A 24,551-nucleotide genomic window follows, 5' to 3' on the forward strand; every position below is an offset into this window, starting at 1 on the left:
GTGGGGGAGGGCGGGTCGAACTGGAGGTGCCCCTCCGTGGGCGTCAGCTCGCCGGACAGCAGGCGCAGGAGGGTGGACTTGCCGGCGCCATTGGCACCGACGAGGCCCGTCCAGCCGGCGGGCAGGTGGAAGTCGACTTCGGAGAGGACGGGAACGGCGTCGGAATAGGCAAACGACACGCGATGCGCGCGAACGGAAGGCATACGGCGAGCTCCTGAATCCAGGGCGCGAGCCCGCCGGAAGGCGGCTCAGCGCGGGAGAAACCAAACGACCTGGGGATTCAGTTGCCGAGCCTCAACGGTGTCGGACCTCTCGTTGGGAGGGGTTGCCAGGCCCTCCTGGGGATACGAACAGCGCAATCTATGTCCAGACCCGGGCCGGAATGCAACCCCGGCCCGCCTGGTGGCTCGGCTGGACGGCGCGCGCGCGGACTTCCTGACAGGGAAGCGGGCTCAGGCCGCCGAGGCGACCGTGGTCCGGTGCGACAGGCGCCAGGCTCCCACGGAGGCCAGCAGCGCGCCCAACGTGGACAGCAGCAGCGCGAGCGCCACGTTGTGCAGCGACTCGTAGAAGCCCGCGTAGAGGAGGTTGGTGCCGTGCTCGAAGGGCGTGCTCGTGTAGTAGCGCAGCATGGAGAGGATGCCCGTGGCGAAGCCGAGCGCGCCGGCCAGCAGGGTGAAGATGCCGAGCGAGAGCATCAGCGGCACGTAGCGTGACTCGGGGCGGCGCGCGTACCGGAGACAGGTGGCGATGAGGGCGAGCCCGGCCAGCAACGTGGGATACATGCCCCACCCACCGGCGATGAATGCGTCCTGCATGGTGACTCCTGGTTGATGTCTGCGGTGTCCGGCCTCAAGGACACCCCGGCGCGGAAAAGGTTCCCGCGCCGGGCCAGGAGTCAGGGGCCGCCGTCAGTCCTCCTGCGGCTCGGCGGACGGCCGGGGGCGGCGCGCGGGGCCGGCGGGCACGCCCGTCAGCGTGGCCGGCTCCGGGGCGGCGGGAGCGCGGGAGATGGCCTGGGCGCTCAGCGCGGCGGCGGAAGGCGCCTGGGACCGTGCGGCCGGAGCGGCCGGGGCGGGGCGCTGCTTCGCCGAGCCCAACTCGGCGTTGAACACGTCCTTGATGGCGGACACGGCGCCCAGGGCGGCGGTGGCCTCGTAGGGAATGAACATCTTGTTGTCGCCCTTGCCCAGCTCCTGCAGCGTCTCCATGTAGCGCAGCGCGAGCACCTCGGGGGTGGCGCGGCCCTGGTGCACGGCCTCGAAGAGCAGCCGGGTGGCCTCGGCCTTGCCCTCGGCCTCCAGCATGACGGCGCGCTTGCGGCCCTCGGCGCGGGCAACCTCCGCGTCGCGCTCGGCCTCGGCGCGGAGGATGCGCGAAATCTTCTCGCCCTCGGCCTGGAGGATGGCGGCGGCCTTGTCGCCCTCGGCCTTCGTCACCTCGGCGCGGCGCTCGCGCTCGGCGGTCATCTGCTTGGCCATGGCGGACTTGATGGCCTGGGGCGGCTCGATTTCGCGCAGCTCCACGCGCGTCACCTTCACGCCCCACTTCTCGGTGGCCTCGTCCAGCACCATGCGCAGCTTGGCGTTGACCGTCTCGCGGCTGGTGAGCGTCTGGTCCAGCGTCAGCCCGCCCATGATGTTGCGCAGGTTCGTCATGGTGAGCTGTTCAATCGCCAGCGCCAGGTTCTCCACCTGGTACAGCGCCTTCGCGGGGTCGACGATCTGGTAGTAGATGACCGAGCCGACCTCCATGTTGACGTTGTCATGGGTGATGACCTGCACGGTGTCGAAGCCCATGACCTGCTCGCGCATGTCCACCATGTTGCTGCGCAGGTAGCGGTTGCCCACGCGCATCTCGATGGGGCGCGGGCTGTCGAGGAACGGAATGAGGATGTTGAGGCCGCTGGTGGCCACGCTGTGGAACCGGCCCAGCCGCTCCACCACCATGACCTTGGCCTGGGGGACGATGCGGATGCCGGTGACGAGCGCGAAGCCCACCACCACCGCGGCGACGAGGAAGAGTACGGTCACGAAGGTCACGAGGCCCTCTCCTTCTTCAGCTCCCGAGCGGGAGTCGACAACGACGCCGAAGGGCGGCGCACCCACAGCTTCAATCCTTCCACCTGCTCCACGGTGACGCGCTCACCCTCGGGGACGCCGCCCTCCGCCAGCGAGCGCGCCGTCCACAGCTCGCCGTTGATGCGCACGGTGCCCCCGTGCGTCTCGTGGATGGCCTCCACCACCACCGCCTCTTGCCCCAGCATGGCTTCGACGCCTGTCTTCAAATGCGAGGCGGTCCGCATGAAAACGCTTTTGAAGATCGTCCGGGATGCACCGAACAGGGTGGCGGACACGGCGGTGAACAGGAACAGCTGGAAGTCGATCCCCAGCCCCAGCGCGGCGGCGAGCGAGGAGACCAGCGCCCCCACGGCGAACCAGAGCGTCACGAAGCCGGAGAGCTTCATCTCCAGCCCCCCGAAGACGAGCGCCGCGACCATCCAGAGCTGCCAAGCTGTGGGGGTGAGGTCCATGTCCCCTGTTTGGCAGCCGCCTCGCCGTCCTGTCAAACCGGGCAGGCGAGCCGGGAGCACAGGGGGAAACAATCGTATTGGAGCCGGGGGTTTCGGCTCCGTACCACCTGCCTATCCTGGATATCCATGCCGTTCCTGTCCATTCGTGGCGCGCAGCTCTACTACGAGGACTCTGGAGGCTCGGGGGAGCCCATCGTCTTCAGCCACGGGCTCTTGTGGGACTCGCACCTGTTCTCACGACAGGTGGAGGCACTGAAGGGGCGCTACCGGTGCATCAGCTATGACCACCGGGGGCAGGGCCGCAGCGAGGCGCCCGAGGACGGCAAGCCCATCGACTTACGAACGGTGTACGAGGACGCGGTGGCCTTCATCCAGGCGCTGAAGCTGGCGCCGTGCCACTTCGTGGGGCTGTCCATGGGCGGCTTCGTGGGACTGCGCGTGGCGGCGCGTCACCCGGAGCTGTTGCGCTCGCTGGTGCTGCTGGACACGTCCGCCAGCGCGGAGCTGCCGAGCAACCTGCCGCGTTACCGCCTCCTCGCGGCGGTGACGCACTGGCTGGGGCTGTGGCCGGTGGTGGACCGCATCATGCGCATCTACTTCGGGCCCACGTTCATGAACGACCCCAGCCGGCGGGCGGAGCGGGAGGCGCTGCGCCGCCAGCTCGCCAGCAACCCGCGGGCGGTGTGGCGCGCGATGGACGGCGTCATCAACCGCCGCAGCGTGGAGGGCGAGCTGCACCGCATCGTCACTCCGGCGCTCATCCTCGTGGGTGAGGAGGACGCGGTGACGCTGCCGGAGATGGCGGACAAGCTGCACGAGCGCATCGCCGGCTCGCGGCTGGTGCGGCTGCCCCACGGGGGCCACATGAGCAACCTGGAGCAGCCGGAGGCGGTGAACGCGGCCATCTCCGCGTTCCTGGACGAGGTGTCCTCGGAGCAGCTCCAGGCGGTGTGAGGGTGGGGCGGAGACCCGTGGACAAACGGCCCCCGCCCGCGCGCGTCAGACGGCGTTCTCGTCCACGAACTCGCCCAGCAGCTTCAGGTTGAACTGCTGCTCCAGCGGGCGCAGGTCCTCCGCGGGCAGGTCCCCGGGCTGCCAGGTGACGTTGAGCCAGATGACGGGCAGCACGCCACCGGAGGCCGCGAGGATGGCCTTGGGGTTGAGCAGCTCATTCTCCAGGTCCTTCACCTGGTACAGGGCCTTCGCCTTGAAGCGCAGGCTCTTGCTGCGCGCCATGATGGGGCCGAGCGCGTCCTTGATGGCCAGGAGCCGCTCGTAGTCGTCCTTCTTGGTGCCCGCGCGGTGGGGCGTCACGTATTCACGGCATGCGAGCGCCATGGCCTAGCTGTCCTCTCCATTGAGCACCCGGATGATGAGGTCGCGTGTGGACTCTCCCTCCCGGGGCTTGATGATCTTCACGTTGCCCTCGCGGTCGAAGATCTTGATCGACTCGGCGGGCGGCTCCGTCCTCTGAAGCTGGGGTGCGTCGTCTCCAATCACGAAGGGGACGTTGAACTCCATGTGCTGGATGTTGCCCGAGCCCGGCAGCCCGGAGCTCGGCAGCCGCAGCGTGGGGCGCCCGTCTCCGCTGTCGATGGAGGCGACCTCCTCCCGCTCGATGCCCAGCTCCTCGCGCATCCATGCGACCTGGAACTTCACCTCCGGGTGGCGTTCGCTCACCTCGCTCAGGACCTTCTGCAGGCCGTTGGCGAAGCCGCCGCCCATGTACGCGTCCATGAAGGAGAAACGCGTCTCGCCGTTGGCGATGCGGCGCTCCAGCTCCGCCTCGATGCGGTCGTACGGCTGCTCGCCCTTGGTCTTCGGGATGCGCGTCATCCGGTCGGCCAGCGACGGGTCGCCATGCGTCACCACGTCACCCATGAAGGCGCCGCCGCGCTCCACGACGATGATGGAGTCCGGGTTGAAGGCGCGGATGTTCTCGCGGATGGAGGTGACCTGGTTCTGGTTGGTGCGCAGGTTCGAGTCCAGGACGAACGTCTGGTAGCGCCCCGGCTTGCCCTTCACCTCGCGGAAGTCCGCGAGGACGTCCTTGCGCGCCTGCCCGACGGAGTCGCTTCCCGCCTGCTCGCGGTACTGCGCGTCGGTGGGGTCCATGAGCGTGGCGGCGTTGCTCAGCCGCGTCCGCGTCTCCTGCATGGAGCCCAGGAGCTGGTCGGGCGTGTAGGGCCGGCGCGTCTTGAGGGCATCCAGCGCCAGCTCCTGCTCGCCCGGGGAGAAGGACGCGAAGCGCTCCAGGAACGCCTCGTTCGTGAAGGCCTTGGGGTCCACGTTCTTGTGGACCTGGCTCGTGTTCCTCGGGTCCGCGAAGAAGCTCTCGACGCGGGCCTTCGCGTCCGCGCGCCGCTCGGCCTGGGTCCGGGGCGCCGAGGTGCCCTGGACGGAGGTGTCATCCTCCATGGCCACGTAGCCGCGCCCCGACGCGAGCGAGCCGACCTGCGTCTCGTGGGTGCGCAGCTGCTGCTCCACGCTGGAGACCAGCCGCTCCAGCTCCGCCTGCTGCGCGGCGGTGGCCGGTGTCGAGCGGCCCGTGGCTCCGGCGATGCCCGTCTGGAGCTGCTGCTGGGCGACCTCGAGGCCGCGGAGGATGCCGTTGAGCTTCTGCACCTCCAGGCGGGACTCGAAGCCCTGGGTGCCGTAGCCCGGCATGCCGGTGATGACCTGCTTCACCTTGTCGACGAGCTGGCGGACCTTGCCGATGGCCCCCTCGTACCGCTGGAGGATGCGGGCCGTCTCCATGTGCGCCTGGATGTCCTGCGGCGTGGCCTGGGGGCCCGCCTCGATGCGCACGCGCCCGTTGTCGTAGCGCACGTGGGTGGTGCGGCCCGGCAGGTCCGGGTTCGTCACCACCGGCACGGGGCGCCCGGAGGACGGAGTGCCCGGAGTCGTCTCGTTCCGCTGAGGCCCCTGCGTGCGTCCCGTCTCCGACGAAGGCACGGGGACCAGCTGGCCCGTGGCCGGGTTCACCCGGAAGTTCGTGGGAGGAGGCGGGCGGTTCGACGTCGTGTTCGAGGGCGTGCCGTTGGTCGAGGGCGTGCCATTCGTCGACGACGTGCCGCCGGAGGACGACGTCCCCCCGGAGGAGCTGCTACCGCCCGACGTCCCGCTGGTGCCGCCGCCGCGCCGGCCGCGGCCGAGGCTGACCGTCATGCCTCCGTTGCCGCTGCCGCCCTCGGCCGTCACGTCGCGGTGGCGCGCGTTGATGTCGAAGTCGACCACGCCGAGCTTCGCGCCCATTCCGAGCTCGCGGTCCTTGAACGTGCCCGTCGTCACCTTCGCGTCGACCTTCACGTCGTCGAAGGCGTTCTCGAACTTGCCGTCCATCAGCTTCCCGGCGATGGACTGCACCTCGTTGCCGCTCAGCCCGGCAATCTCCGCGGTGAAGAAGGCGCCGTGGTTGCCGGCGTCGACGGAGCCCTCGACGCTGATGCTCGTCTCGGCGGGCCCGGCGAACACGGCGCTCGTCGGGCTGGCCATGAAGGCCAGCATGTCCTTCGCGTCCACCTTGCTCGCATCGAGCGGGATGCTGGTCTCGATGCTCACCGAGCCCGAGACGTCACCGCCCACGCCGAAGCCGAGCTTGCCCTTCAGGCCGGTGGCGAGGCTGGCCGCGCCGGAGCCCTCGATTTCGGTGGTGCGCACCAGGTGCGTCGGCTTGCCCTTGTCGAACTCCACGCGGTAACCGGTGGTGGCCTCCAGGCTCGCGGACAGCTCCGCGCCGCCCGGGCCGAACTTCGCGCCGAGGCCCGCCTCCACGCCCGCGCCGACGTTCACCTCCATCGCGGACAGGTGGTCCAACAGGAACTTGTGGTCCTCGCCGCCCGAGGCGAGCGCGGCGGGCCCCTTGCCCATGATGACGGCCGCCTTCGCGGCGTCCTCGGGCGAGTCGAACTTGAACTCCATGCGGCCACCCGCGGACACGGAGGCCGAGCCCACGAGGCCCACGCCGAAGTCCGCCGTGACTTCGGCGGACAGCTGGTACTTGCCGTCCGCGGTGCGCTCGATTTCGGCCTCGCCCGCGATGCCCGCCTTGAGGCCGACCTTCACGTCCAGGTTGCCGCTCAGCGTGAGCGTGTCGCCCGCGCTGTTGAGCTTCTTGATTTCGTCCGCCAGCTCCTTCTCGATGGGAGCGGTGGCCAGGTCGATGGCGGCGTCGATGGGCGCGAGCACCACGTCCTTGGCGAAGCTCAGCGCGTCGGAGAAGACGTCGCCCGCGAGGTTCGCCAGGTCCTGGATGCCCGAGGAGACGAAGTCCGCGGCGTCCTCGTACCAGGGCAGCTGCCGCTCGCTGTCGATCTCCTTCGGCTTCTGCCCCGCGACGGGCTTGCCGTCCGAGCCCACCTCGAGGCTGACGTGGTCATACGTCCAGCGGTTGTCGTCGGCCTCCTGGAGGCTCTTCACCTCGGTGGGCTCGTGCTTCAGCTGGAGCTGCCCGTTGGCGTCCACCGTGCCCGAGGCCCGGGACACCGTCTGCGTGCGGTTGGCGTAGCCCTCGTCGAACCGCGAGCCATCCGGGTCATAGCCCGTCACCGTGGTGTTGCTCGTCACGGTGCCGGGCGTCCTGGCGGAGATGGACGGCAGCGAGTCGGTGGACGTCGCGCCCACCGGGCCGCGGTTGACCTGCTGCTGGTTGCGCACCACCTGCACGCCGTTGCCGTTGGGGTCCGCCGCGAGCGGCTTGAGGGCCACGGACTCCGTGCGCTGCGAGGAGACGGCCGGCTCGCCCTTGGCGTTGAAGCGCGTCTCCTCGGTGATGGTCAGGCTGGACTCGCCGGCCTTGAGGCTCGTGGGCGCGTTGTTGGTGTCGTAGTGGTCCTCGCCCTTCGACGCGCTGTCGAAGGCCCGGTGGGTGCCGTCCTCGAAGGACTTCACCGCGTCCGCGTTGAAGCCCGGGGTGCGCACCTCGGTGCGCTTCACCTGGTTCGTGGGGAGGCCCTGCGCGTTGAACTGGGTGTCCGTCGTCACGGACACCGGGCCCTGCGGGACGCCGGGACGCTGCGCGAGCGACGCGGGCGGCCGCTCCATCCGCACCTGCTCCGTGCGCGACTGCGGCACCGGCGTCGACTTGCGCGGGTCATACCGCGTCGTCGTGGTGGTCGTCGTGGCGCCCGTCTCGGGCGTGCGCGTGGTGTGCGTCTGCTGGGACTGCAGGCCCGTCGTCCGGCCCTGGGCGTCCGACGTCTTCGTCCAGGTGGTGCTGCGCGTGCCGGCCTTCGTCTCGTCCGTCTTGGCGACCGTGGACGTGAACGAGCCATCCGGCTTGATGGTCACCGTGCTGCCGGAGGCCTTGTCGGACAGCACCGTCTCGCCGGTGAGGGCGTTCTTCTTCACCTGGTACTTCGTGCCCGAGGACGGGTCCGTGAACGTCTTCCCGTCCGCCACCTTGCGGGCGGCCTCGACGTCGCGCGAGTCCACCGCATCGAGCGCGGCGGGGGGCTTCGGTCCGTCCTGGACGGCCTTCTGGGTCTGCTTCGCGTCCTGCGCGGACTGCAGCTGTGGCGGGGCCGCCGTGCCCAGCAGCTTCTCCAGCTGCGCCCTGCGGTTGCTGCCGTCGAAGGCCGAGACAAGCTCGTTGGCCTTGGGCTTGACGCCGTCGATGTCCTTCTGGGTGAAGGGCGGAGTCTTCTTCTCCTGCGTCGCGAGCGTGTTCGCCCGCTGCATCTCGCCCTCGGCCTTCTTGGCGGTGAGGGCGACCTTCTCCTCGGCGGCCTGGAGCTTCTTCTCCGCGGCGGCGACGTTGGCGGTGGCCTGCTTCTCGGCCTTCAGGGCCGCCTCGTGGTCGACCTTCGCCTTCTTCGCGGCCTCGGGCGTCAGCCCCGGCTGCTGGGTGGCCTTCTGCGCGTTGGCGGTCGCCTTCTGGGCCGCGGCCTGTTGCTTGCGCGCGTCCTCCGCGGCCTTGCGAGCGGCTTCCGCGGCACGGCGGGCCTCCTCCGCGGCCTTGCGAGCGGCTTCCGCGGCACGGCGAGCGGCTTCGGCCCGCTGGCGAGCCTCCTCCGCGCGACGCGCTGCCTCGAGTGCCGCGCTCGCTCCAGAGGTCCCAGAACCGCTGCTGACGGATTGTGGCCCACCCATGGTGCGTCCCCCTGACGCTGACTTCGCGATGCTGTCGATGAACGACGGACGGACGCCCTGCATATCAGGGATGGAACGGCCTTCGCCACGCAAGGCAGGTGAAGGACGACAGCGTCATTGAACCCGTATAGCCAGGCCGCAACGAGGAGGTTGGGTTCTGGTCAGTGGTGGGAGCCACACGTAGCCTCGGGCTCCACCCGACAAGGAGACCCGATGCGCTTCGTCCTCGTTCATGGTTCCTGGCATGACGCGCGGTGCTGGGGCGCGGTCCGCGACTTCCTGGAGACCCAGGGGCACGAGACGCACGCGCTGACCCTGCCGGGCAACGGCGAGCGGGCGAACCCCGCCGTCACGATGAGCGAGACGGCGCGCGCGGTGACCGACTTCATCGAGGAGCGGGACCTGCGCGACGTCATCCTCGTGGGCCACAGCTTCGGTGGCGCGGTGGTGCAGCTCGCCGCGCCAGGGGTGCCGGGACGGCTCAAGCGGCTGGTGTTCTACAACGCGTATGTGATTGAGCATGGCAGGTCCGTGTTCTCGTACGTCCCCGAGTCGGTGGCGGGGGCCTTCCAGGCGCTCGCGTCACCGGACGGGACGCTGACGCTGCCATTCGCGTTCTTCCGCGACCACCTCATGAACGACGCGGACCACGCCACGGCCGTCGCGGCGTATGCGCTCCTGTCTCCCGAGCCGCTGGCGCGGAGCGCGGAGCCGCTGGACCTCACGGGGTTCGACACGCTGCCAGTGCCCCGCTCCTATCTGTATGCCTACGGCGACAACGTGTTCCCCGCGGCCGAGTTCACCTGGCACCCGGGCATGTCGAAGCGGCTCGGCGACTTCCGCCTCGTGGTGATTCCCGGCGGCCACGAGCTGATGTTCTCCGACCCGAAGGCCCTGGGGCGGGGGCTCGTCACCGCGGGCCAGGACTGAGGCTCGGCGGCGGAGCGGGCAGGAGGACGGGGGAGCGCCCCACCGATGCGCGGCCGCGAAGGAATGATTATCCCCCGCCAGCGTGGTTTGGGTTGCAAGCACGTCCTGCCTTTTTGCGGGCGCTCACGTCGAGCGGGCGGTTTCCCTCGGCTGTGACTCGGAGTCCGGGCGCCTTCGGCGATCTACCGCTCTTCGGCAAAAGGCAAGTGTACGAATGAACAATTGCTCGGCCGCCCTCGGGTTGACCGAGGGGATGGGCCGGCTATTCCGTAGGCTGCTTCCCTGGCCTTTTGAGTTCCAACAGCTGGAGACCACCTTGAGCACCGCTCGTCAGCCCGTCCAGCCATCGCCCGAGAGCGAGTCCAAGCAGGAGGACGCGCACGAAGAGGGCGAAGAACGCTACGGGCTCATCATCCAGGGCGTGAAGGACTACGCCATCTTCCTCGTGGATGCCGAGGGGCACATCCGGACCTGGAACGCGGGCGCGGAGGCCATCAAGGGCTACACCCCGCGGGAGGCCATCGGCCGCCACATCTCCATGTTCTACACGCCCGAGGACCAGGCCGCCGGGAGGCCCGCGAGGCTCTTCTCCACCGCGGCCCAGGAGGGGCGCGTCGAGGACGAGGGCTGGCGCGTTCGCAAGGACGGCACGCGCTTCTGGGCGGACGTCGTCATCACCGCGCTGAGGGACAAGGACGGGAAGCTCCAGGGGTTCAGCAAGGTCACCCGGGACCTGACGGCGCGGCGCGAGGCGGAGGAGGCCCTGCGCCAGAGCGAGCTGCGCTTCCGGCTGCTCGTCCAGAGCGTGAAGGAATACGCCATCTTCATGCTGGACCCGCGGGGGCACGTGGCCAGCTGGAACGCGGGCGCCGCCCGCATCAAGGGCTACGCACCCGAGGAAATCATCGGCCAGCACTTCTCGCGCTTCTATCCGCCCGAGGAGGCCACCAGCGGCAAGTGCGCATGGGAGCTCGAGGTCGCCCTGGCGGAGGGACGGTTCGAGGAGGAGGGCTGGCGCGTTCGCAAGGACGGCACGCGCTTCTGGGCGAACGTCGTCATCCAGCCGGTGCGGGACAGCGAGGGCCGGCACATCGGCTTCGCGAAGGTCACCCGCGACCTGACGGAGCGGCGCAAGGCGGAAGAGGAGCGGCTCCGGCTCGCCCAGGCCCAGGAGGCCGTCCGCCTCCGTGACGAGTTCCTCTCCATTGCCTCCCACGAGCTGAAGACGCCGCTGAGCGCCATCCAGCTCCAGCTCCAGAGCCTGCTGCACGGGGCCAAGGACCTGGAGCCGAAGCTGCGCAACAAGGCGGAGCGGGCGTTCCGGGGAGGAGAGCGGCTGACGCAGCTGGTGGAGGCGCTGCTGGATGTATCGCGCATCGCCACGGGCCGGTTCTCCCTGACCCTGGAGACGTGCGACCTGGGCAGGACGGTGGAGGAGGTCGTGGAGCGCTTCCGCGAGCAGGCCTCCAGGGATGGCTGCGAGCTCACCCTGCGGCTGGAGGAGAACGTCACGGGCGAGTGGGACCGGCTCCGGCTGGAGCAGGTGGTCACCAACCTGCTGTCCAACGCGCTCAGGTACGCGGCGGGCACGCCCGTGGAGCTGGCGGTGAGGGCGGAAGGGGACCACGCCGTCCTCACGGTCTCCGACCAGGGCCCGGGCATCCCCGAGTCCGAGTGGGAGCGGATCTTCGCCCGCTTCGAGCGCGCGGCCTCGATGCGCCACTACGGCGGGATGGGGCTGGGACTGTACGTGTCGCGGCAGATTGTCGAGGGCCACGGCGGCACCATCTCCATCGAGGCGGTGAAGCCTCAGGGGGCGCGGTTCATCGTCACCCTGCCGCGGAGTCCGCGGAAGGGGGCGGGCCCGGATGCATCCGCCGAGGCGGAGGTGGCCCGGTGAACCGGCACAAGGTGATGGTGGTGGAGGACGACGCGGAGATTCGCGAGGCGCTCCTGGAGATTCTGGAGGAGAACGGCTGTGACGCCGTGGGCGCGGTCAATGGGGAGCGGGCGCTGGCCTACCTCCGGAGCACGGACTCGCTGCCGTGCCTCATCCTGTTGGACTTGATGATGCCCATCATGGATGGGCACGCCTTCCGGGAGGCACAGCTGCAGGACCCGGTGCTCTCCCGGATTCCGGTGGTCGTTGTGTCCGCGTACCGGGACGTGCAGACCAATGCCGAGAAGCTCAACGCGGCGACCTTCATCCGCAAGCCGCCCCGGATTGAAGAGCTCGTCTCCGCCATCGAGCAGCATTGCTAGGCGCGCCCGTGTGGGGCCGGAACTCGCAACCCGGACCCCACGGGTGACGCGGATCAGCTCTCGGCGGAGGGCTCGGAGTGCTGCTGCTCCTCGCTGCACACCTGCGCGGCCTCGTCCTGCGTCAGCGAGGCTTGCTCAGCGGAGGGCTCGGCGAGGAAGCCGCCGCAGATGCCGTATTCTCCGCAGTTGGTGAGATACCTGCCCGCGGCACAGATCTGACCGCAGTCGGCGTCGAAGCCACAGGCCTCGTCGCACTGCGGCGGGAGCGCCAACGCCGCCGTGGGAGCCAGGGCGAGCAACGCGGCGGCGGACAGCAGGGATTTCATCGTCTTGCGCATGAATAATCCTCCGTTGAGCATCAAATGCAACGGAATGGTAATTGGTTATTCTTTGCAAGCAAAGAGGGCTTTTTCCGCGAAGCGCGGGTTGCCACGGCCGGCATTGCCGCGCGTCGTGCTCGGGTGTAGGGCCGGGGTCCGAAGCCCGGGCCCCACGGGTGACGCGGTGGCTCAGCTCTCCGCGGAGGGCTCCGGCTGCGCCTGCTCCTCGCTGCAGACCTGCGCGGCCTCGTTCTGCGTCAGCGAGGCCTGCTCGTCGGAGGGCTCGGCGAGGAAGCCGCCGCAGATGCCGTAGTCGCCGCAGGTGGTGATGTAGCGGCCCATGGCACAGGTCTCGTCGCAACTGCTCTCGTAGCTACAGGCGTCATCGCACTGAGGCGGGAGGGCCAGCGCTGCCGTGGGGACGAGGGAGAGGAACGCGGTGGCGGACAGCAGGGACCTCATCAGCTTGTGCATGAATCCTCCAGCGGGTGGGGACTGCCACGCCATGGTCAGGGATTCAGTCTGACAAGGGAAGAGGAAATCCATGCATGCCTGTGTTTTTTGTTTCCAGCATGGACAGACATTTGTCATGAGAGGTATTGACGCGGGCGGACGGACCGTGGGCTGTCCGGATTACCTCAACCCATCAAGTCACCCTGCCCGTCGAGTGCGGATCCAACCTAGCGCCTGAACGGCCGCTCAGTATGTTGGGGGGTCGTGGACTACGCCGAGCTGGTCTGTCGCTCCAACTTCTCGTTCCTGCGCGGGGCCTCCCATCCGGAGGAGCTCGTGGCGACGGCCGCGCGGCTGGGGCTGCGCGCGCTGGCGCTGACGGACGCGGACGGGCTGTACGGGGTGGTGAAGGCGCACCTGGCGGCGAAGGAGCACGGCCTGAAGCTCATCCTCGGGGCCGAGCTGACGCTGGAGGACGCCCCGCCGGTGATCGTCTACGCGGCGGACGCCGTGGGCTATGCGAATCTGTGTGGGCTGGTGTCGCAGAGCCGGATGACGCACCCGAAGGGAGAGGCGGGGCTGCCGTGGCGGGCGCTGGCGGACCGGTCCGCGGGGCTGCTGGCGCTGCTGCCGGAGCCGGCGCCGGTGGAGCGGGTGGCGTCACTGGCGGAGGCCTTCCCGGACCGCTTCCACGTGGGGCTGTGCCGGACGCTGTCAGCGGGGGACGTGGCCCGCGAGGCGCAGGCGGTGCGGCTGGCGCGGGAGCTGGGCGTGCCGCTGGTGGCGCACAACGACGTGCACACGCACCACCGCCGGCGGCAGCCGCTGCAGGACGTGCTGGTGTCCATCCGCCACGGGACGACGGTGGACAAGGCGGGGACGCGGCTGATGCCCAACGCGGAGCGGACGCTGAAGGGGCCGCACGAGATGGGGCGCCTGTTCGCGGACCGTCCGGAGGCGCTGGAGCGGGCGGTGGAGCTGGCGTCGCGGTGCCGTGCCTCGCTGGACGACTTGCACTACCGCTTCCCCGAGGAGGACCTCCCCGAGGGGCGCACGGCGGATCAGCACCTGAGGGCGCTGACGTACGAGGGGCTCGCGTTCCGCTATCCGGGAGGCGTGCCGCCGGAGGTGGTGCGGCAGATTGAGCATGAATTGAAGCTGATCGCCGCGCTGGACTTCGCGGGGTACTTCCTGGCGCTGTGGGACATCGTGAAGTTCGCGAGGGAGCGGGGGATTCTCTGCCAGGGGCGAGGGAGCGCGGCGAACTCGGCGGTGTGCTACGCGCTGCGAATCACGGCCATCGACCCGGTGCGGATGGGGCTGTTGTTCGAGCGCTTCCTGAGCATGGAGCGCAAGGAGCCGCCGGACATCGACGTGGACTTCGAGCACGAGCGGCGCGAGGAGGTGCTCCAGTACGTCTACGAGAAGCACGGGCGGCACCGAGCGGGCATGGTGTGCGAGGTCATCTGCTACCGGGGCCGGCTGTCGCTGCGGGAGACGGGCAAGGCGCTGGGGCTGTCGTTGGACCAGGTGGACAAGCTGTCGAAGGTGTCGGCGGCGAATGGCTTCCAGGTGACGCCGGAGGTGCTGCTGGAGGCGGGGCTGTCCGCCTTCGACGGGCGGGTGCAGAAGACGCTGTCCCTGGCGATGGAGCTGGAGGGCTTTCCGAGGCACCTGTCCATCCACGTGGGCGGCTTCGTGATTACGCGCGAGCCGCTGACGGAGCTGGTGCCGGTGGAGAACGCGGCGATGCCGGGCCGCACGGTCATCCAGTGGGAGAAGGATGACATCAACTCGATTGGCCTGCTGAAGGTGGACCTGCTGGCGCTGGGGATGCTGACGGCGCTGTCGAAGTGCTTCGCGTTGATTCGCGAGCACCACGGGCGGGAGCTGTGCCTCGCGACGATTCCGGCGGAGGACCCGAAGGTCTACGACATGCTGTGCGAGGCGGACTCGGTGGGGGTGTTTCAAATCGAGAGCCGCGCGCAGATGAACATGCTGCCGAGGCTGCGGCCGAGGACGTTCTACGACCTGGTGGTGGAGATTGCGCTCATCCGCCCGGGGCCGATTGTGGGGAACATGGTGCATCCGTTCCTGCGCAGGCGGCACGGCCTGGAGAAGGTGGAGTACCCGAGCGAGGCGGTGAAGGAGATTCTGGGGAAGACGCTGGGGGTGCCGCTCTTCCAGGAGCAGGCGATGAAGCTGGCCATGGCGGCGGCGGGCTTCACGGCGGGGGAGGCGGACGGGCTGCGGCGGGTGCTGAGCCACAAGCGGGCGGAGTCGATGCTGTTGCAGTACCGGGGCCGCTTCGTGGAGGGCTGCATCGCGAGGGGCTACGCGCGAGGGCAGGCGGAGGAGTGGTTCGACAACTTCCGGGGCTTCGCGCACTACGGCTTTCCGGAGAGCCACTCGGCGAGCTTCGCGTTGATTGCGTATGCGTCGAGCTGGCTGAAGTGCCACTACCCGGCGGCGTTCACGGCGGCGCTGCTGAACTCGCAGCCGATGGGGTTCTACGCGCCGCACACGCTGGTGGCGGACGCGCAGCGGCACGGGGTGGAGGCGCGGCCGGTGGACGTGCGGTACTCGGGATGGGACTGCACGCTGGAGGACGGCGGGAAGGCGCTGCGGCTGGGGCTGCGGATGGTGAAGGGGCTGGGAGAGACCGCGGGGCGCAGGGTGGAGGCGGCAAGGAGGGAAGGGCAGGGCTTCCGGGACGTGGGCGATTTGGCGAGACGGTCACGGATTCCGAGACACGAGCTGACGCGGCTGGCGCTGGCGGGAGCGCTGGCGGGGCTGTGTGGCTCGCGGCGCAAGGCGCTGTGGGAGATACAGGCGCTGGGGCCGCTGGACTCGGATGACTTGTTCTTCGGGATGTCGATGGACGGCACGGAGGTGGAGCTGCCGTCGATGAGCGTGTTCGAGCGGGTGGTGGCGGACTACGACACGGTGGGGCTGTCGCTGGAGAAGCACCCGCTGGAGCTGCTGCGGCCGACGCTGAAGAAGCTGGGCGCGGTGACGGCGGAGGGGTTGAAGCAGGTGCGCTCGGGGCGGCCGGTGACGGTGGGAGGGATGCTGATTTGCCGGCAGCGGCCTCCGACGGCGAAGGGCATCTGCTTCATCTCGCTGGAGGACGAGACGGGCATCGCGAACCTCATCGTGCCGCCGGATGTGTATGAGCGGTGCCGGAAGGAGATTCACGGTGCCCTGTTCATCGTGGGGCAGGGCGTGCTGGAGCGCTCGGGGAAGGTGACGAACGTGAAGACGAAGCTCGTCAGCTCGCTGAGTCAGTAATTCGCCGCGGGAGTGACGCCCGTGGGCAGTGAGGGCACGACCCGAGGAGCACGCTTGAGGACGCCCTCGGCGACGATGCGGCTGCCCAGGACACAGGCCACCGTCCCGAGCCCGGGCCATGTCGAGTCACCGGCGAGCCAGAACCCGGGCACGCCGATGTCCTGCGGAACCGCGTGTTGATTGCTGTTTCCGAGGTGCTGTCGCACGCCACCGACGGTGCCGAGAGGTCGGTGGACATAGCGCTGATACGTCAGCGGAGTGCCCGTCTCGCGCACGACCGCACGGTGTCCGAGAGAAGGGTACACACGTCGGGCCAGGGAGATGAGCCGCTCCTCCGCTTCGCGCTTGCGGAACGCGTATTCCGCCGAGGTGAGGCCCTGCCAGTGCGCGAGCTCGCAGTGGGTGGAGATCATCACCGCGCGAAAGCCGGGAGGAGCGCTTTCGGTGTCGCCAGGGGTGGACACGGAGATGAACATGTTGTTTCCGTCCCCGAGAGGCGCGTCGTAGCTCTGGAGCAGTTGATGATGCGTGAACTCCTGTCCCACGACTTCGTCCTCGGGAACACCGAGGAAGACGACGATGGCGCCGCCCAGGGAGTCGGCGTCGCGCTGGAGGAATGGGCTCAGTGCTTGAGCGACAGGCAGTGGTGCCATCCGGGCGGTGAGCTGGATGGGAAGGGCGCTGACCACCTGGGCGGCGGAGAATCGGCCCCGGCGGGTGTGGAGGACGAAGGCGCCTTCCTCACCGGAGATGTCCGTGACGGCGCACCCCACGCGCAGCACGCCGCCGAGCTGTCGGTAGCGTTCGACGAAGCGCCGCCAGAAGCCGGCCATCCCGCCCCTGGCACGCATCAGGCCCGCGCCACGGATGGTGACGCCCAGAGCCGCGTTGATGAGCGGAGCCGTGTCGAGCGTGGCGTGCACCGTGTCCTCGATGAGCATGGCCAGGAGCCCGCACAGCGGCGCGTCCTCACGAAGCCCGTGGGCACGGAGCGCATCACCCATCGTCCAGGTCAGGTAGCGCGCGAGCGGTAGGTCCGTGAGCGGAATGCAGTGCACCGCATGGAAGAGGTCCGAGGGCCGCTGGAAGGGGAGCTTGATGCCGGCGCGGCTCGCGCTCCAGAACACCTCGGCGAGCCGGTCGAGCAGGCGCCAGAAGCTCAGATGCGCCGGGGTGCTGCCGAGCTTGAGGAGCCGCTCCTCCCGCCAGCGCTCCAGGTCTCGATGCAGCGTGACGGTCCCATCTGGCAGCCATGCCTGGTAGCCTGGCAGGCACTCCGCCTCCAGTGGCATCAACCCCATGGAGTCGAGGAGCTCTCCCCCGACGCCACCGGGCTCGAAGTCCACGAGGGTGGTGGCGCCCACGTCGAAGTGGAACCCGCGCTGGCGGAAGAAGCCGGCGCAGCCCCCGGGCTGCCCGTGGGCTTCGAGCACCAGCGTGCTCAGTCCCCGAGCTTGGAGACGTGCGGCGGTTGCCATGCCCGCCATTCCAGCGCCCACGACCGCGACATCGAACATGTGGCTCTCCTCGCGTCCTGACCGCGAGGCGCTTCAGCAACCCGGGTGCCACGGCTCCCTGCTCAGTGAAACCACGGGCTTGAGCGTGACGCTGTCACCAGCGTGGACAGTCGCCGTCCATGGTGCAGACAGTGGAAGGCTGCCTGACTCGGAGTGCCATGGAGTAGGGCACGTCGTTGGCCTATCGTTCGTAGGACGACGAGGTCTGTGGAACAGGCCTTCGAGGGGGACTCACCCGGCTGCAGGCGGGCCGGCTTCGAGCTGACGCATGTGGGCACTCAAGAACCGCACGGCCTATGCCGCGGAACGCAATTGGACGCGCGACAAGGACGGAGCGCATTGGTGGCTCGTCGCCGTCAAGGCGACGTTCGAGTTCGGCCCCGAAGGCCGGCTCACGCTCGCCGACGAGCAGCCACCTCCCGTGCTGATGCCGGAGTACTTCGGTGAGCCCGGTCAGTCGAGCTTGCGGTACGACTCGGACCTCCTGGCGGCGAAGCCCGGGACGGACGTGCTGGTCCACGCATGGGCCCATGCACCTCGAGGCAAGCCGGCCGAGACGGTGCCGGTCTCGCTCCGGCTCGGGCACCTTCACAAGGTGCTGGTTGTTCACGGGGAGCGCACCTACGTGCGGGGGTTGCTCGGCACGACGGTGAGCCGGGCGCGGCCTTTCACCCATGCGCCGATTCGTTACGAGCAGGCGTTCGGCGGCAGCGATGTCTCCGACCCCGATCCCCGGAATCATCGTATCGACGAGCGGAACCCGATGGGTCGTGGCTTCGCGACGCGCGGTGCCCACGTCGTGGGAAAGCCCGCTCACACTGTCGAGTATCCAGGCGGGGAGCCGGCGGAGAGGGGACCGGCGGGCTTCGGTCCCATCGATCCAGCCTGGCTGCCGAGGCGCAAGCTCGCGGGGACGTATGACGCCCGGTGGGAGCGCACGAAGAAGCCGCTCCTTCCGGACGACTTCGACCCCGCCTTCGCCATGAGCGCCCCCACGGACCAGCGAACCGGAAAGCCCCTGGAAGGCGGAGAGCGTATCGAGCTGGTGAACCTGACGCCCGACGGCGTCCTCCGCTTCGAGCTTCCACGCATCTCGCTCGGCCTCACCACGCACATCGGCCGGCGGCGCGAACAGCATGGCGCGCACCTGACCACGGTCCTGGTGGAGCCCGACGAGAGGCGCCTCTGCCTGGTGTGGCAGGGCGCGCTGCATGTTCCCGCTCCAGAGGCGGACTATCTCGACGTGACGGAGATCGTCGAACGGAAGGGCACGGCATGAAGTCCGAAGTCGAGGTGGTGGCGGTCGGCGCACGAACGCCCTTGGGATACACTGCGGAGAACAGCGCCGCGGCCGTGCGCGCGGGCCTCTCACGCTACGCCGAGTACCCGTTCACCGATGCCCGGGGCGAGCCGGTGGTGGTGGCCTCGGACGGGCTGCTCGACCCGAAGGTGGAGGGGCGGGACCGGCTCTGGCCCCTGCTCCAGAGCGTCCTGGAGGAGGTCGAGGCCAAGCTGGGACCCGAGGTGCTCCAGAGGAGCCGGCTTCGACTGTGGCTCGCGCTTCCGGAGCCCAGGCCAGGGTTCTCCGAGGAGGACGCGGCCTGGCTTGCCAGCACCCTGGAGGCGCGCCTGCGAGGAAGGGCGGCGCAGTTGCGCGTGGACGTCGCCGGCCGCGGCCATGCCGGGGGAATCCAGGCGGTCGAGCAGGCCGTGCGGGAGTGCTCCGAAGGTCGGGATTCGGTGTGCCTGGTGGTGGGCGCCGACAGCTACCACCACGCGAAGACGTTCCTCTGGCTGGAGAAGTGCCGCCGGTTCGCGCTGCCGGGAATCCGGGGAGGCTTCACACCGGGGGAGGGTGCTGGCTGCCTCGTGCTGATGAGTCCGGGGCTGCGTCGTCGCCTGGGGCTGCCCCGTCTGGCGGTCGTGCAGGGCGTGCACACCGCCCAGGAGCGCCTGTTGCGCGATAGCAGCTCGGGCTCGTTCGGCGTCGGGATGACACAGGCCGTGGAGGGCGCCGTCGAGGGGCTCAGCCTTCCTCGGGAGGGGGTGGACGAGCTGTATACGGACATCAATGGCGAGCGCTACCGCAGTGAGGAGTGGGGGTTCGTCGCGCTGCGGACGCCCTCGGTCTGGAAGTCCACCCGGTACAGGGCTCCGAGCGACTGCTGGGGAGACGTGGGCGCCGCGTCGGGAGTGCTCGGGGGCGTCCTGGCGGTCCAGGCCTTCACCCGGGGCTATGCGCGAGGTCCACGGGCCCTGGTGCTGGCGGGTTCGGATGGCGGGCTGCGGGGAGCCATGCTCCTGCGGACACCGCGGGAAGCATGAGGAGGAGAGAGCAGCCATGCCGAAGGTCTCAGTGAATGCGCCGAAGACGCCGGTGACCGAGGGCAGCAGCGGCATCGCCGCGGCGACGCTGCCCAACGTGTGCAAGATGCCCGGGCCTCCGGCGCCGTTCGTTCCCACGCCGCTGCCCAACATCGGCAAGAGCGGGACGGATCCGAAGAAGTACTCGAAGACCGTCACCATCGACGGGAAGAAGATCGCCATCAAGGGCGCCACCTTCGGCTCCATGGGTGACGTGGCCAGCAAGGGGACGGGGGGCGGCATCGTGTCCGCCAACGTGGAAGGCCCCACGAGCTTCCTGGGCCCCGGTTCCATGGACACGAAGGTCGAGGGGAAGAACGTCCAGCTGCTCGGCGACCCCATGCTCAACAACTGCGGACCGAGCGGAAGCCCGGCCAACGCGGCGACGATGATGGGCGTCCTCCAGGTGACCGGCTTCGTCACGGTCATCACGGGAGAGGACAAATGCCCCGTCTGCGAGAAGCAGCACAAAGCGCTGGAGGAAAGCGAGCAGACGCGGACCGACGCCTCGTCCTTGACGTCGAAGCTCGACGAGGTGGTCAAGGCCAAGAAGAAGCATCTGGCGACGATGGTCGGCATCGTCAAATGCAAGTGTGGGAAGAACTATGCGGACCACTCGGGCGTCACCCTCACCGAGTTCACGAACGTCGCCACGAATCTCGGGTGGAACGCTCCCGAGGGCTCGTTGTCGCTGGGGCAACCCGACCCGGAGTACAAAGCCTACAACGCCTCGGTCGCCCGGATTCGTTCTCGCCTGGCGGAGCGCATCGGCGAAGACAAGTTGGCGGAGACCTGGAGAGACGCCGAGGAGAAGGCGGATGAGAGCATGGCGAGCGGGGGCACCTTCCCGGCGGCCTATCCGCCTGGAGCCTGCGCGGCCCAGAAGGCCATCGTGTTCGCCCGGGATAAAAAGGCATTCCCTGGGGCGCTCACGGAGCAGTACTACCACTGCAAGGGCAAGCCGACCTCGGCGAAGATCCGCTACTTCGATGCGGCCTCGGGGGAGGTGAAGACCGAGGTGTTCGCGCATGGGTCGACCGTTCCGCCTTGCCGGACCTGTGAACGCATCGTTCCCCTGATGATCTGCCCCGGAGTCGACAAGGAGGATACGTGTCAGCACTAGAGCCAGAAATGGAAGAACTGCTCCTGCGAACCGTCCCCGGGCTCGCGCGGGAGTGGAAGGGCGCCACGCCTTCCGAGATCGAACAACTGGAGCGGCTCGCCGGGCGACCTCTTCCCCCCTTCTATCGCTGGTTCCTGAGCCGCATGGGCCAGAGCATGGGGGCGCTGGCCTATCCACAGCATGACCTCTCGGTCCAGGGCATCCTCAACTGCTATGCCGAGGAGGTCGTCCAGCCCCATCCGCGATTCCTGCTCATCGGGTACGACTCCGATGAGCTGATGCCCCTGCACCTCTTCTACGACTTCGACCTGCCGGCGCGGGGGGATGCGGCGGTCGCGAGGCGGCATGCCATGGGGGGAGATCTCCACTACCGGTTCGAGACCCTCCGCGAAATGCTGGCGTGGAACGCGTTCTTCAAGTTCCGGGTGGGAGGACTCCCTCGGCGGTGCAAGGGCATCTTCCGCGGTGAGCATCCCATCCTCCCGCGGCTGGCTCCGCTGATGAGCAGCCTCGGCTTCACGACGCCCATTGCCACCGGGACCTTCTGTGGGCTGTATGAGCGGGCCGATGCGGCCATGTACTGCAACAGCACGCCGCTCGAAGAGGGCATCCTGTCCTTCACGCTAGGAGGCGACGACGAGGGAACGCTGAGGCGGATTCTCGGCGAGCTGGCGAAGGAGTCCTCCCTGACGGTCAAGGTCAAGGAGTGGCTGCCTTCGCCCGCGTAGACGGGTCAGAGCAGGTGTCTCGCGTCGTCCAGGTCCATCTCATCCTGGATGAGGTCCACGCCCTGCTGCGCGAACCGCCGCGCCGCGGCCCTGGTCCGCGGCCCGTGCCCATTGTCCAGGCACCACTGCGCATGGTCGCTCAGCAGCGCCAGCTCCAGCGTCCGTCCCAGCGTGAGTGAGAACCGCCGCGCCCCGGACTCCAGCGCCGTCGGATTCAGCATGGCCCCGGTCACCCAGGCCCGCGCGTGCTCCAGCGCGTTGTTCGCCGCGTCCACACAGGGCCGCAGGCTCGAATCCTTCACGCGGGAAAGCCGTCCCTCCACCTCGTGGAAGAACGCCTCCAGCGTGCCTTCCTTCGCCAGCGCGCGCAGGGCATCCAGCGACAGCACGTTCGTCGTGCCCTCCCAGATGGACAGCACCTGCGAGTCCGCCTGCAGCCGAGGCACGCCCGTGTCCTCCACGTACCCCGCGCCGCCGAACGCCTCGGAGACCTCCGAGGTGACGTGCACCGCCTGGCGCCCCGTCGTCAGCTTCGCCAGCGGCGTCACCAGCCGCTGCAGGAGCAGCTCCTGCTCCGTGGCCACCTTCGCCTCCATCCGCCCCAGCAACTCTACGGCGCGGAAGGCCAAGAGGAACCCCGCCTGGAACTCCGCCTCCAGGCCCGCCAAGGTGTCCACGTGGAGCGGCTTCTCCGCCAGCTTCGCCCCGAACTGCACCCGCCGCTGCGCGTAGTCACGGGCCAGCGCCAGTCCCCGGCGCATGCTCCACGCCGAGCCCATGGCATTCCACGTGCGCGTCACGTTCAGCATCCACGCCATGTTCTTGATGCCGTCCGTCAGTCCCGCCACCGGAATGGCCAGCGTCCCATCCAGCGTCAGCTCCGCCGTGGGCACCTTCCGCGTCCCCAGCTTGTCCTTCAGCCGGTTGATCTGGATGCCATTGAGCTTCCCCGCCGCATCCCGGGTCTCCACGTAGAAGATGGACAGCCCCTTACCCCCAGGACCGTTCCCCTCGGGCCGAGCCAGCGTCAGCGCCATCTGTGCCGTCGTCGCGGATGTGAACCACTTCGTCCCATACAGCCGCCACCCCTCGGGAGACTGCCGCGCCGCCGTCTGCGTCAGGCCCACATCCGAGCCGCCAGTCCGCTCGGTCATCCACTGGCCGGACGTCCAGAAGGTCGCCGGGTCGCGCGAGGTCAGGTGGGGCAGGGCGCGGTCGATGAGCGTCTTGTTCCCCAACATCAGCAGCGAGCGGGCCGCGCCGTCCGTCATCGCCAGCGGGCACGAGTACACGTCGAGCGACGGCTGCACGAGGTAGTTCAGGACGAACTGGTGCACGCGGCTGAGCTCCGCGCTCTTCTGCTCGTAGGCGGTGGCCACCAGTCCGCGCCGCGCGGAGAGGGCCTCGGCCTCCTTCCACAGCGGCGAGACTTCAATCTGGTCGATGCGGTGTCCCCACGCATCCCACTGCGTCAGCACGGGCTCGTTCAGCCGGTCCCGGAGCTGGAACTGGTAGAAATGATTCCCGCCCAGGTCACCCAGCTCGCGGAACTCGTCGGTCAGCGAGCGCCGGAGGTCCTCCGGCAGGGTCCGCGCCAGGTAGCTCTGCAAGAGCGCGTCGTCGTCGTACTGGTTTCCGAGTGTCGGCGGGTCCTGGAAGAAGCTCATGCGCCCAAATTAACACCGGCGCGCGCTTCCTGGCGCCACTGGACACCGGCGCGGACGTCCGCACCGGTGCCCGGGTCCAGACGGTGCGGCCTACGGCTGGATGGTGAACGTGTAGTTCGCGCCGAACTGGGAGTCCCAGCGGCGGCAGTAGCCGCGGTCCCAGTTCTCGAACCACATCGTCACGGAGCGCGCCCAGGTCGGAGCCTGAATCGTCACCGGCGCCCCCCGGCGGGAGAAGCCGGAGACCGTGGTGACGCTCGTCGTGGTGACAGTTCCCGAGCCGAAGCGGTAGTGCACCGCCACGTCCCAGGTGGGAGCGCCGTTGTAGAGGAGCCGGCACTCGGGGAGCCGGTCGATGTCGTAGTCGATGACGAGCGGCTGGCCCGCCTTCGGCGTGCCCACGACGTACTCCACCCAGCCCTCCTGGAAGACGATGGTGGGGGGCACCGCGGTGCCGGCCGGCTGCACGGTGAAGCGGAAGTTCGTCCCGTAGTTCGAGTCGTAGTGCTCGCAGTCCGGGCCGCTCACGCGGAACCACACCTCCAGTGAGCCCGCCTCGGGCAGGGGGATGACGGGCGCGGCGCCGGTGGACGGCAGGCCGGCGACGTCGAAGCTGCCCGGGGTGCCGTTGTTGAGGCGGTAGTGGCCGGTGATGCTCCAGGTCGGCGTGCCGTCCGCCAGCCAGGTGCGGCACTGCGGCAGACGGGTGGCGTCGTAGGCAACCTGCGCCGAGCCGCCGGCGACGAGCGGCGCGGACTCGGTGAGGCTCCAGTTGGCGTTGAAGGAGATGACGGGGGCCGTCTGCGCGGCGGCCACGGTGCCCACGAGCAGCAGGGGCAGGGCGCACAGGGACAGGAGTCGGTTCACGGATGTGGCTCCAGGGTGAGGGGGAGATACCGCGACCTCGGAGGGCTCGGACGGACGCGCCACGCGAGGCCCCCTCCGCGGGGGGGCGAAGGGGGGCGCGCGTCATAAGGCGAAAGTGACAAATATGGAAAGCACGCAGTGAGATGAAACTCCCGCACAACCCGTTACCGCCGTGCTTCGTCCAGACGGGAGCCCTGCGGTAGGCTCGGGTAAACACCCTCGAGCGAGCACCGAATGTCCCTGTTCAGGAGGCCGTCCCCCCCGGCCGCAGGTCAGCCGGACGACGATTCGAACCGCAGCGTCACCCCCGTGGAGACGCCCGCGGTGCAACCCCCGTCGTCCCCCAACCCGGTGCTCTCCAGTCCGCCGCGCCCGCGCACGGGCCTCACGGGGACCTCACCCTGTC

At 69.1% G+C, this 24,551-nt stretch carries 20 protein-coding genes; 9 read left to right on the forward strand and 11 right to left on the reverse strand.

Annotated elements, in window-relative coordinates; all coding sequences use genetic code 11:
• From HG543_RS32295 to HG543_RS32310, 4 genes are all read right to left on the reverse strand, one after another.
• Positions 1–203, reverse strand: a 203-nt coding sequence (locus tag HG543_RS32295) for an ATP-binding cassette domain-containing protein (RefSeq protein WP_169348768.1), incomplete at its 3' end; no start/stop codon positions are given.
• Between the two features lie 249 nt (positions 204–452).
• Complete coding sequence (locus HG543_RS32300; RefSeq protein WP_169348769.1) at positions 453–818, reverse strand: hypothetical protein; 366 nt, start codon at positions 816–818, stop codon at positions 453–455.
• A 93-nt stretch (positions 819–911) separates the two neighbouring features.
• Entirely contained in the window at positions 912–2,042 is a 1,131-nt protein-coding gene (locus HG543_RS32305) for an SPFH domain-containing protein (protein ID WP_169348770.1), read from the reverse strand.
• Entirely contained in the window at positions 2,039–2,533 is a 495-nt protein-coding gene (locus HG543_RS32310) for an NfeD family protein (protein ID WP_169348771.1), read from the reverse strand. Before HG543_RS32310 ends, HG543_RS32305 begins: the two co-directional genes overlap by 4 nt.
• Positions 2,534–2,659: 126 nt before the next feature.
• On the opposite strand from HG543_RS32310, the gene HG543_RS32315 reads away from it, so the two are divergent.
• Complete coding sequence (locus HG543_RS32315; RefSeq protein WP_169348772.1) at positions 2,660–3,487, forward strand: alpha/beta fold hydrolase; 828 nt, start codon at positions 2,660–2,662, stop codon at positions 3,485–3,487.
• A 45-nt stretch (positions 3,488–3,532) separates the two neighbouring features.
• Here HG543_RS32315 and HG543_RS32320 read toward each other — a convergent pair whose 3' ends face one another.
• Together HG543_RS32320 and HG543_RS32325 are read right to left on the reverse strand one after the other, a co-directional pair.
• Positions 3,533–3,871 carry a hypothetical protein gene (locus HG543_RS32320; protein WP_169348773.1) on the reverse strand — a complete coding sequence of 113 codons (339 nt, stop codon included), beginning with the start codon at positions 3,869–3,871 and terminating at the stop codon, positions 3,533–3,535.
• Between the two features lie 3 nt (positions 3,872–3,874).
• Entirely contained in the window at positions 3,875–8,623 is a 4,749-nt protein-coding gene (locus tag HG543_RS32325) for a hypothetical protein (RefSeq protein ID WP_169348774.1), read from the reverse strand.
• A 213-nt stretch (positions 8,624–8,836) separates the two neighbouring features.
• Between HG543_RS32325 and HG543_RS32330 the strand changes: the two genes are divergently transcribed.
• From HG543_RS32330 to HG543_RS32340, 3 genes are all read left to right on the forward strand, one after another.
• Positions 8,837–9,553, forward strand: coding sequence for an alpha/beta fold hydrolase (locus tag HG543_RS32330; protein ID WP_169348775.1), 717 nt, complete (start codon positions 8,837–8,839; stop codon positions 9,551–9,553).
• Positions 9,554–9,869: 316 nt separating this feature from the next.
• On the forward strand, positions 9,870–11,453 hold the full coding sequence (locus HG543_RS32335; RefSeq protein WP_169348776.1) for a sensor histidine kinase: 1,584 nt from the start codon (positions 9,870–9,872) through the stop codon (positions 11,451–11,453).
• Positions 11,450–11,815, forward strand: a complete 366-nt coding sequence (locus HG543_RS32340) for a response regulator (RefSeq protein WP_343073490.1) — start codon at positions 11,450–11,452, stop codon at positions 11,813–11,815. The genes HG543_RS32335 and HG543_RS32340 overlap by 4 nt, the downstream gene beginning before the upstream one ends.
• A gap of 53 nt (positions 11,816–11,868) precedes the next feature.
• Here the strand turns inward: HG543_RS32340 and HG543_RS32345 are convergent, their stop codons facing one another.
• Positions 11,869–12,153: a hypothetical protein gene (locus tag HG543_RS32345; protein WP_169348777.1), complete on the reverse strand. Its 285-nt coding sequence runs from the start codon at positions 12,151–12,153 to the stop codon at positions 11,869–11,871.
• A gap of 171 nt (positions 12,154–12,324) precedes the next feature.
• On the reverse strand, positions 12,325–12,609 hold the full coding sequence (locus tag HG543_RS32350) for a hypothetical protein (protein ID WP_169348778.1): 285 nt from the start codon (positions 12,607–12,609) through the stop codon (positions 12,325–12,327).
• A gap of 243 nt (positions 12,610–12,852) precedes the next feature.
• Between HG543_RS32350 and HG543_RS32355 the strand changes: the two genes are divergently transcribed.
• The gene (locus HG543_RS32355) at positions 12,853–15,879 is read left to right on the forward strand and encodes an error-prone DNA polymerase (RefSeq protein WP_169348779.1); all 3,027 of its coding nucleotides are present in this window, start codon (positions 12,853–12,855) and stop codon (positions 15,877–15,879) included.
• On the opposite strand, the gene HG543_RS32360 is transcribed toward HG543_RS32355, so the two are convergent.
• A complete protein-coding gene (locus HG543_RS32360; protein ID WP_169348780.1) occupies positions 15,873–17,396 on the reverse strand; it encodes a phytoene desaturase family protein in 1,524 nt (507 codons plus the stop codon). The genes HG543_RS32355 and HG543_RS32360 overlap by 7 nt on opposite strands.
• Positions 17,397–17,664: 268 nt before the next feature.
• Between HG543_RS32360 and HG543_RS32365 the strand changes: the two genes are divergently transcribed.
• From HG543_RS32365 to HG543_RS55705, 4 genes are read left to right on the forward strand one after another with little or no spacing between them, the layout of a single operon-like run.
• Positions 17,665–18,675, forward strand: a complete 1,011-nt coding sequence (locus tag HG543_RS32365) for a DUF2169 family type VI secretion system accessory protein (protein WP_169348781.1) — start codon at positions 17,665–17,667, stop codon at positions 18,673–18,675.
• Positions 18,672–19,721, forward strand: coding sequence for a hypothetical protein (locus tag HG543_RS32370; protein WP_169348782.1), 1,050 nt, complete (start codon positions 18,672–18,674; stop codon positions 19,719–19,721). Before HG543_RS32365 ends, HG543_RS32370 begins: the two co-directional genes overlap by 4 nt.
• A 16-nt stretch (positions 19,722–19,737) precedes the next feature.
• Complete coding sequence (locus HG543_RS32375) at positions 19,738–20,883, forward strand: PAAR-like domain-containing protein (RefSeq protein WP_169348783.1); 1,146 nt, start codon at positions 19,738–19,740, stop codon at positions 20,881–20,883.
• Positions 20,884–20,891: 8 nt separating this feature from the next.
• Complete coding sequence (locus HG543_RS55705; protein WP_246357453.1) at positions 20,892–21,611, forward strand: SMI1/KNR4 family protein; 720 nt, start codon at positions 20,892–20,894, stop codon at positions 21,609–21,611.
• Between the two features lie 5 nt (positions 21,612–21,616).
• Here the strand turns inward: HG543_RS55705 and HG543_RS32385 are convergent, their stop codons facing one another.
• Complete coding sequence (locus tag HG543_RS32385) at positions 21,617–23,278, reverse strand: acyl-CoA dehydrogenase family protein (protein WP_169348784.1); 1,662 nt, start codon at positions 23,276–23,278, stop codon at positions 21,617–21,619.
• 90 nt (positions 23,279–23,368) lie between these two features.
• Positions 23,369–24,145: a DUF6209 family protein gene (locus HG543_RS32390; RefSeq protein WP_169348785.1), complete on the reverse strand. Its 777-nt coding sequence runs from the start codon at positions 24,143–24,145 to the stop codon at positions 23,369–23,371.
• Positions 24,146–24,551: the final 406 nt, after the last annotated feature.

The organism is Pyxidicoccus fallax (assembly GCF_012933655.1).
GTDB classification, from domain to species: Bacteria; Myxococcota; Myxococcia; order Myxococcales; family Myxococcaceae; genus Myxococcus; species Myxococcus fallax.

Bases quoted from the DNA above. Each gene is read 5' to 3' on its own strand.
- HG543_RS32300 (WP_169348769.1), bottom strand. From the start codon at position 818: ATGCAGGACGCATTCATCGCCGGTGGGTGGGGCATGTATCCCACGTTG.
- HG543_RS32310 (WP_169348771.1), bottom strand. From the start codon at position 2,533: ATGGACCTCACCCCCACAGCTTGGCAGCTCTGGATGGTCGCGGCGCTC.
- HG543_RS32315 (WP_169348772.1), top strand. From the start codon at position 2,660: ATGCCGTTCCTGTCCATTCGTGGCGCGCAGCTCTACTACGAGGACTCT.
- HG543_RS32320 (WP_169348773.1), bottom strand. From the start codon at position 3,871: ATGGCGCTCGCATGCCGTGAATACGTGACGCCCCACCGCGCGGGCACC.
- HG543_RS32325 (WP_169348774.1), bottom strand. From the start codon at position 8,623: ATGGGTGGGCCACAATCCGTCAGCAGCGGTTCTGGGACCTCTGGAGCG.
- HG543_RS32330 (WP_169348775.1), top strand. From the start codon at position 8,837: ATGCGCTTCGTCCTCGTTCATGGTTCCTGGCATGACGCGCGGTGCTGG.
- HG543_RS32345 (WP_169348777.1), bottom strand. From the start codon at position 12,153: ATGCGCAAGACGATGAAATCCCTGCTGTCCGCCGCCGCGTTGCTCGCC.
- HG543_RS32350 (WP_169348778.1), bottom strand. From the start codon at position 12,609: ATGCACAAGCTGATGAGGTCCCTGCTGTCCGCCACCGCGTTCCTCTCC.
- HG543_RS32360 (WP_169348780.1), bottom strand. From the start codon at position 17,396: ATGTTCGATGTCGCGGTCGTGGGCGCTGGAATGGCGGGCATGGCAACC.
- HG543_RS32365 (WP_169348781.1), top strand. From the start codon at position 17,665: ATGTGGGCACTCAAGAACCGCACGGCCTATGCCGCGGAACGCAATTGG.
- HG543_RS32370 (WP_169348782.1), top strand. From the start codon at position 18,672: ATGAAGTCCGAAGTCGAGGTGGTGGCGGTCGGCGCACGAACGCCCTTG.
- HG543_RS32375 (WP_169348783.1), top strand. From the start codon at position 19,738: ATGCCGAAGGTCTCAGTGAATGCGCCGAAGACGCCGGTGACCGAGGGC.
- HG543_RS55705 (WP_246357453.1), top strand. From the start codon at position 20,892: ATGGAAGAACTGCTCCTGCGAACCGTCCCCGGGCTCGCGCGGGAGTGG.
- HG543_RS32385 (WP_169348784.1), bottom strand. From the start codon at position 23,278: ATGAGCTTCTTCCAGGACCCGCCGACACTCGGAAACCAGTACGACGAC.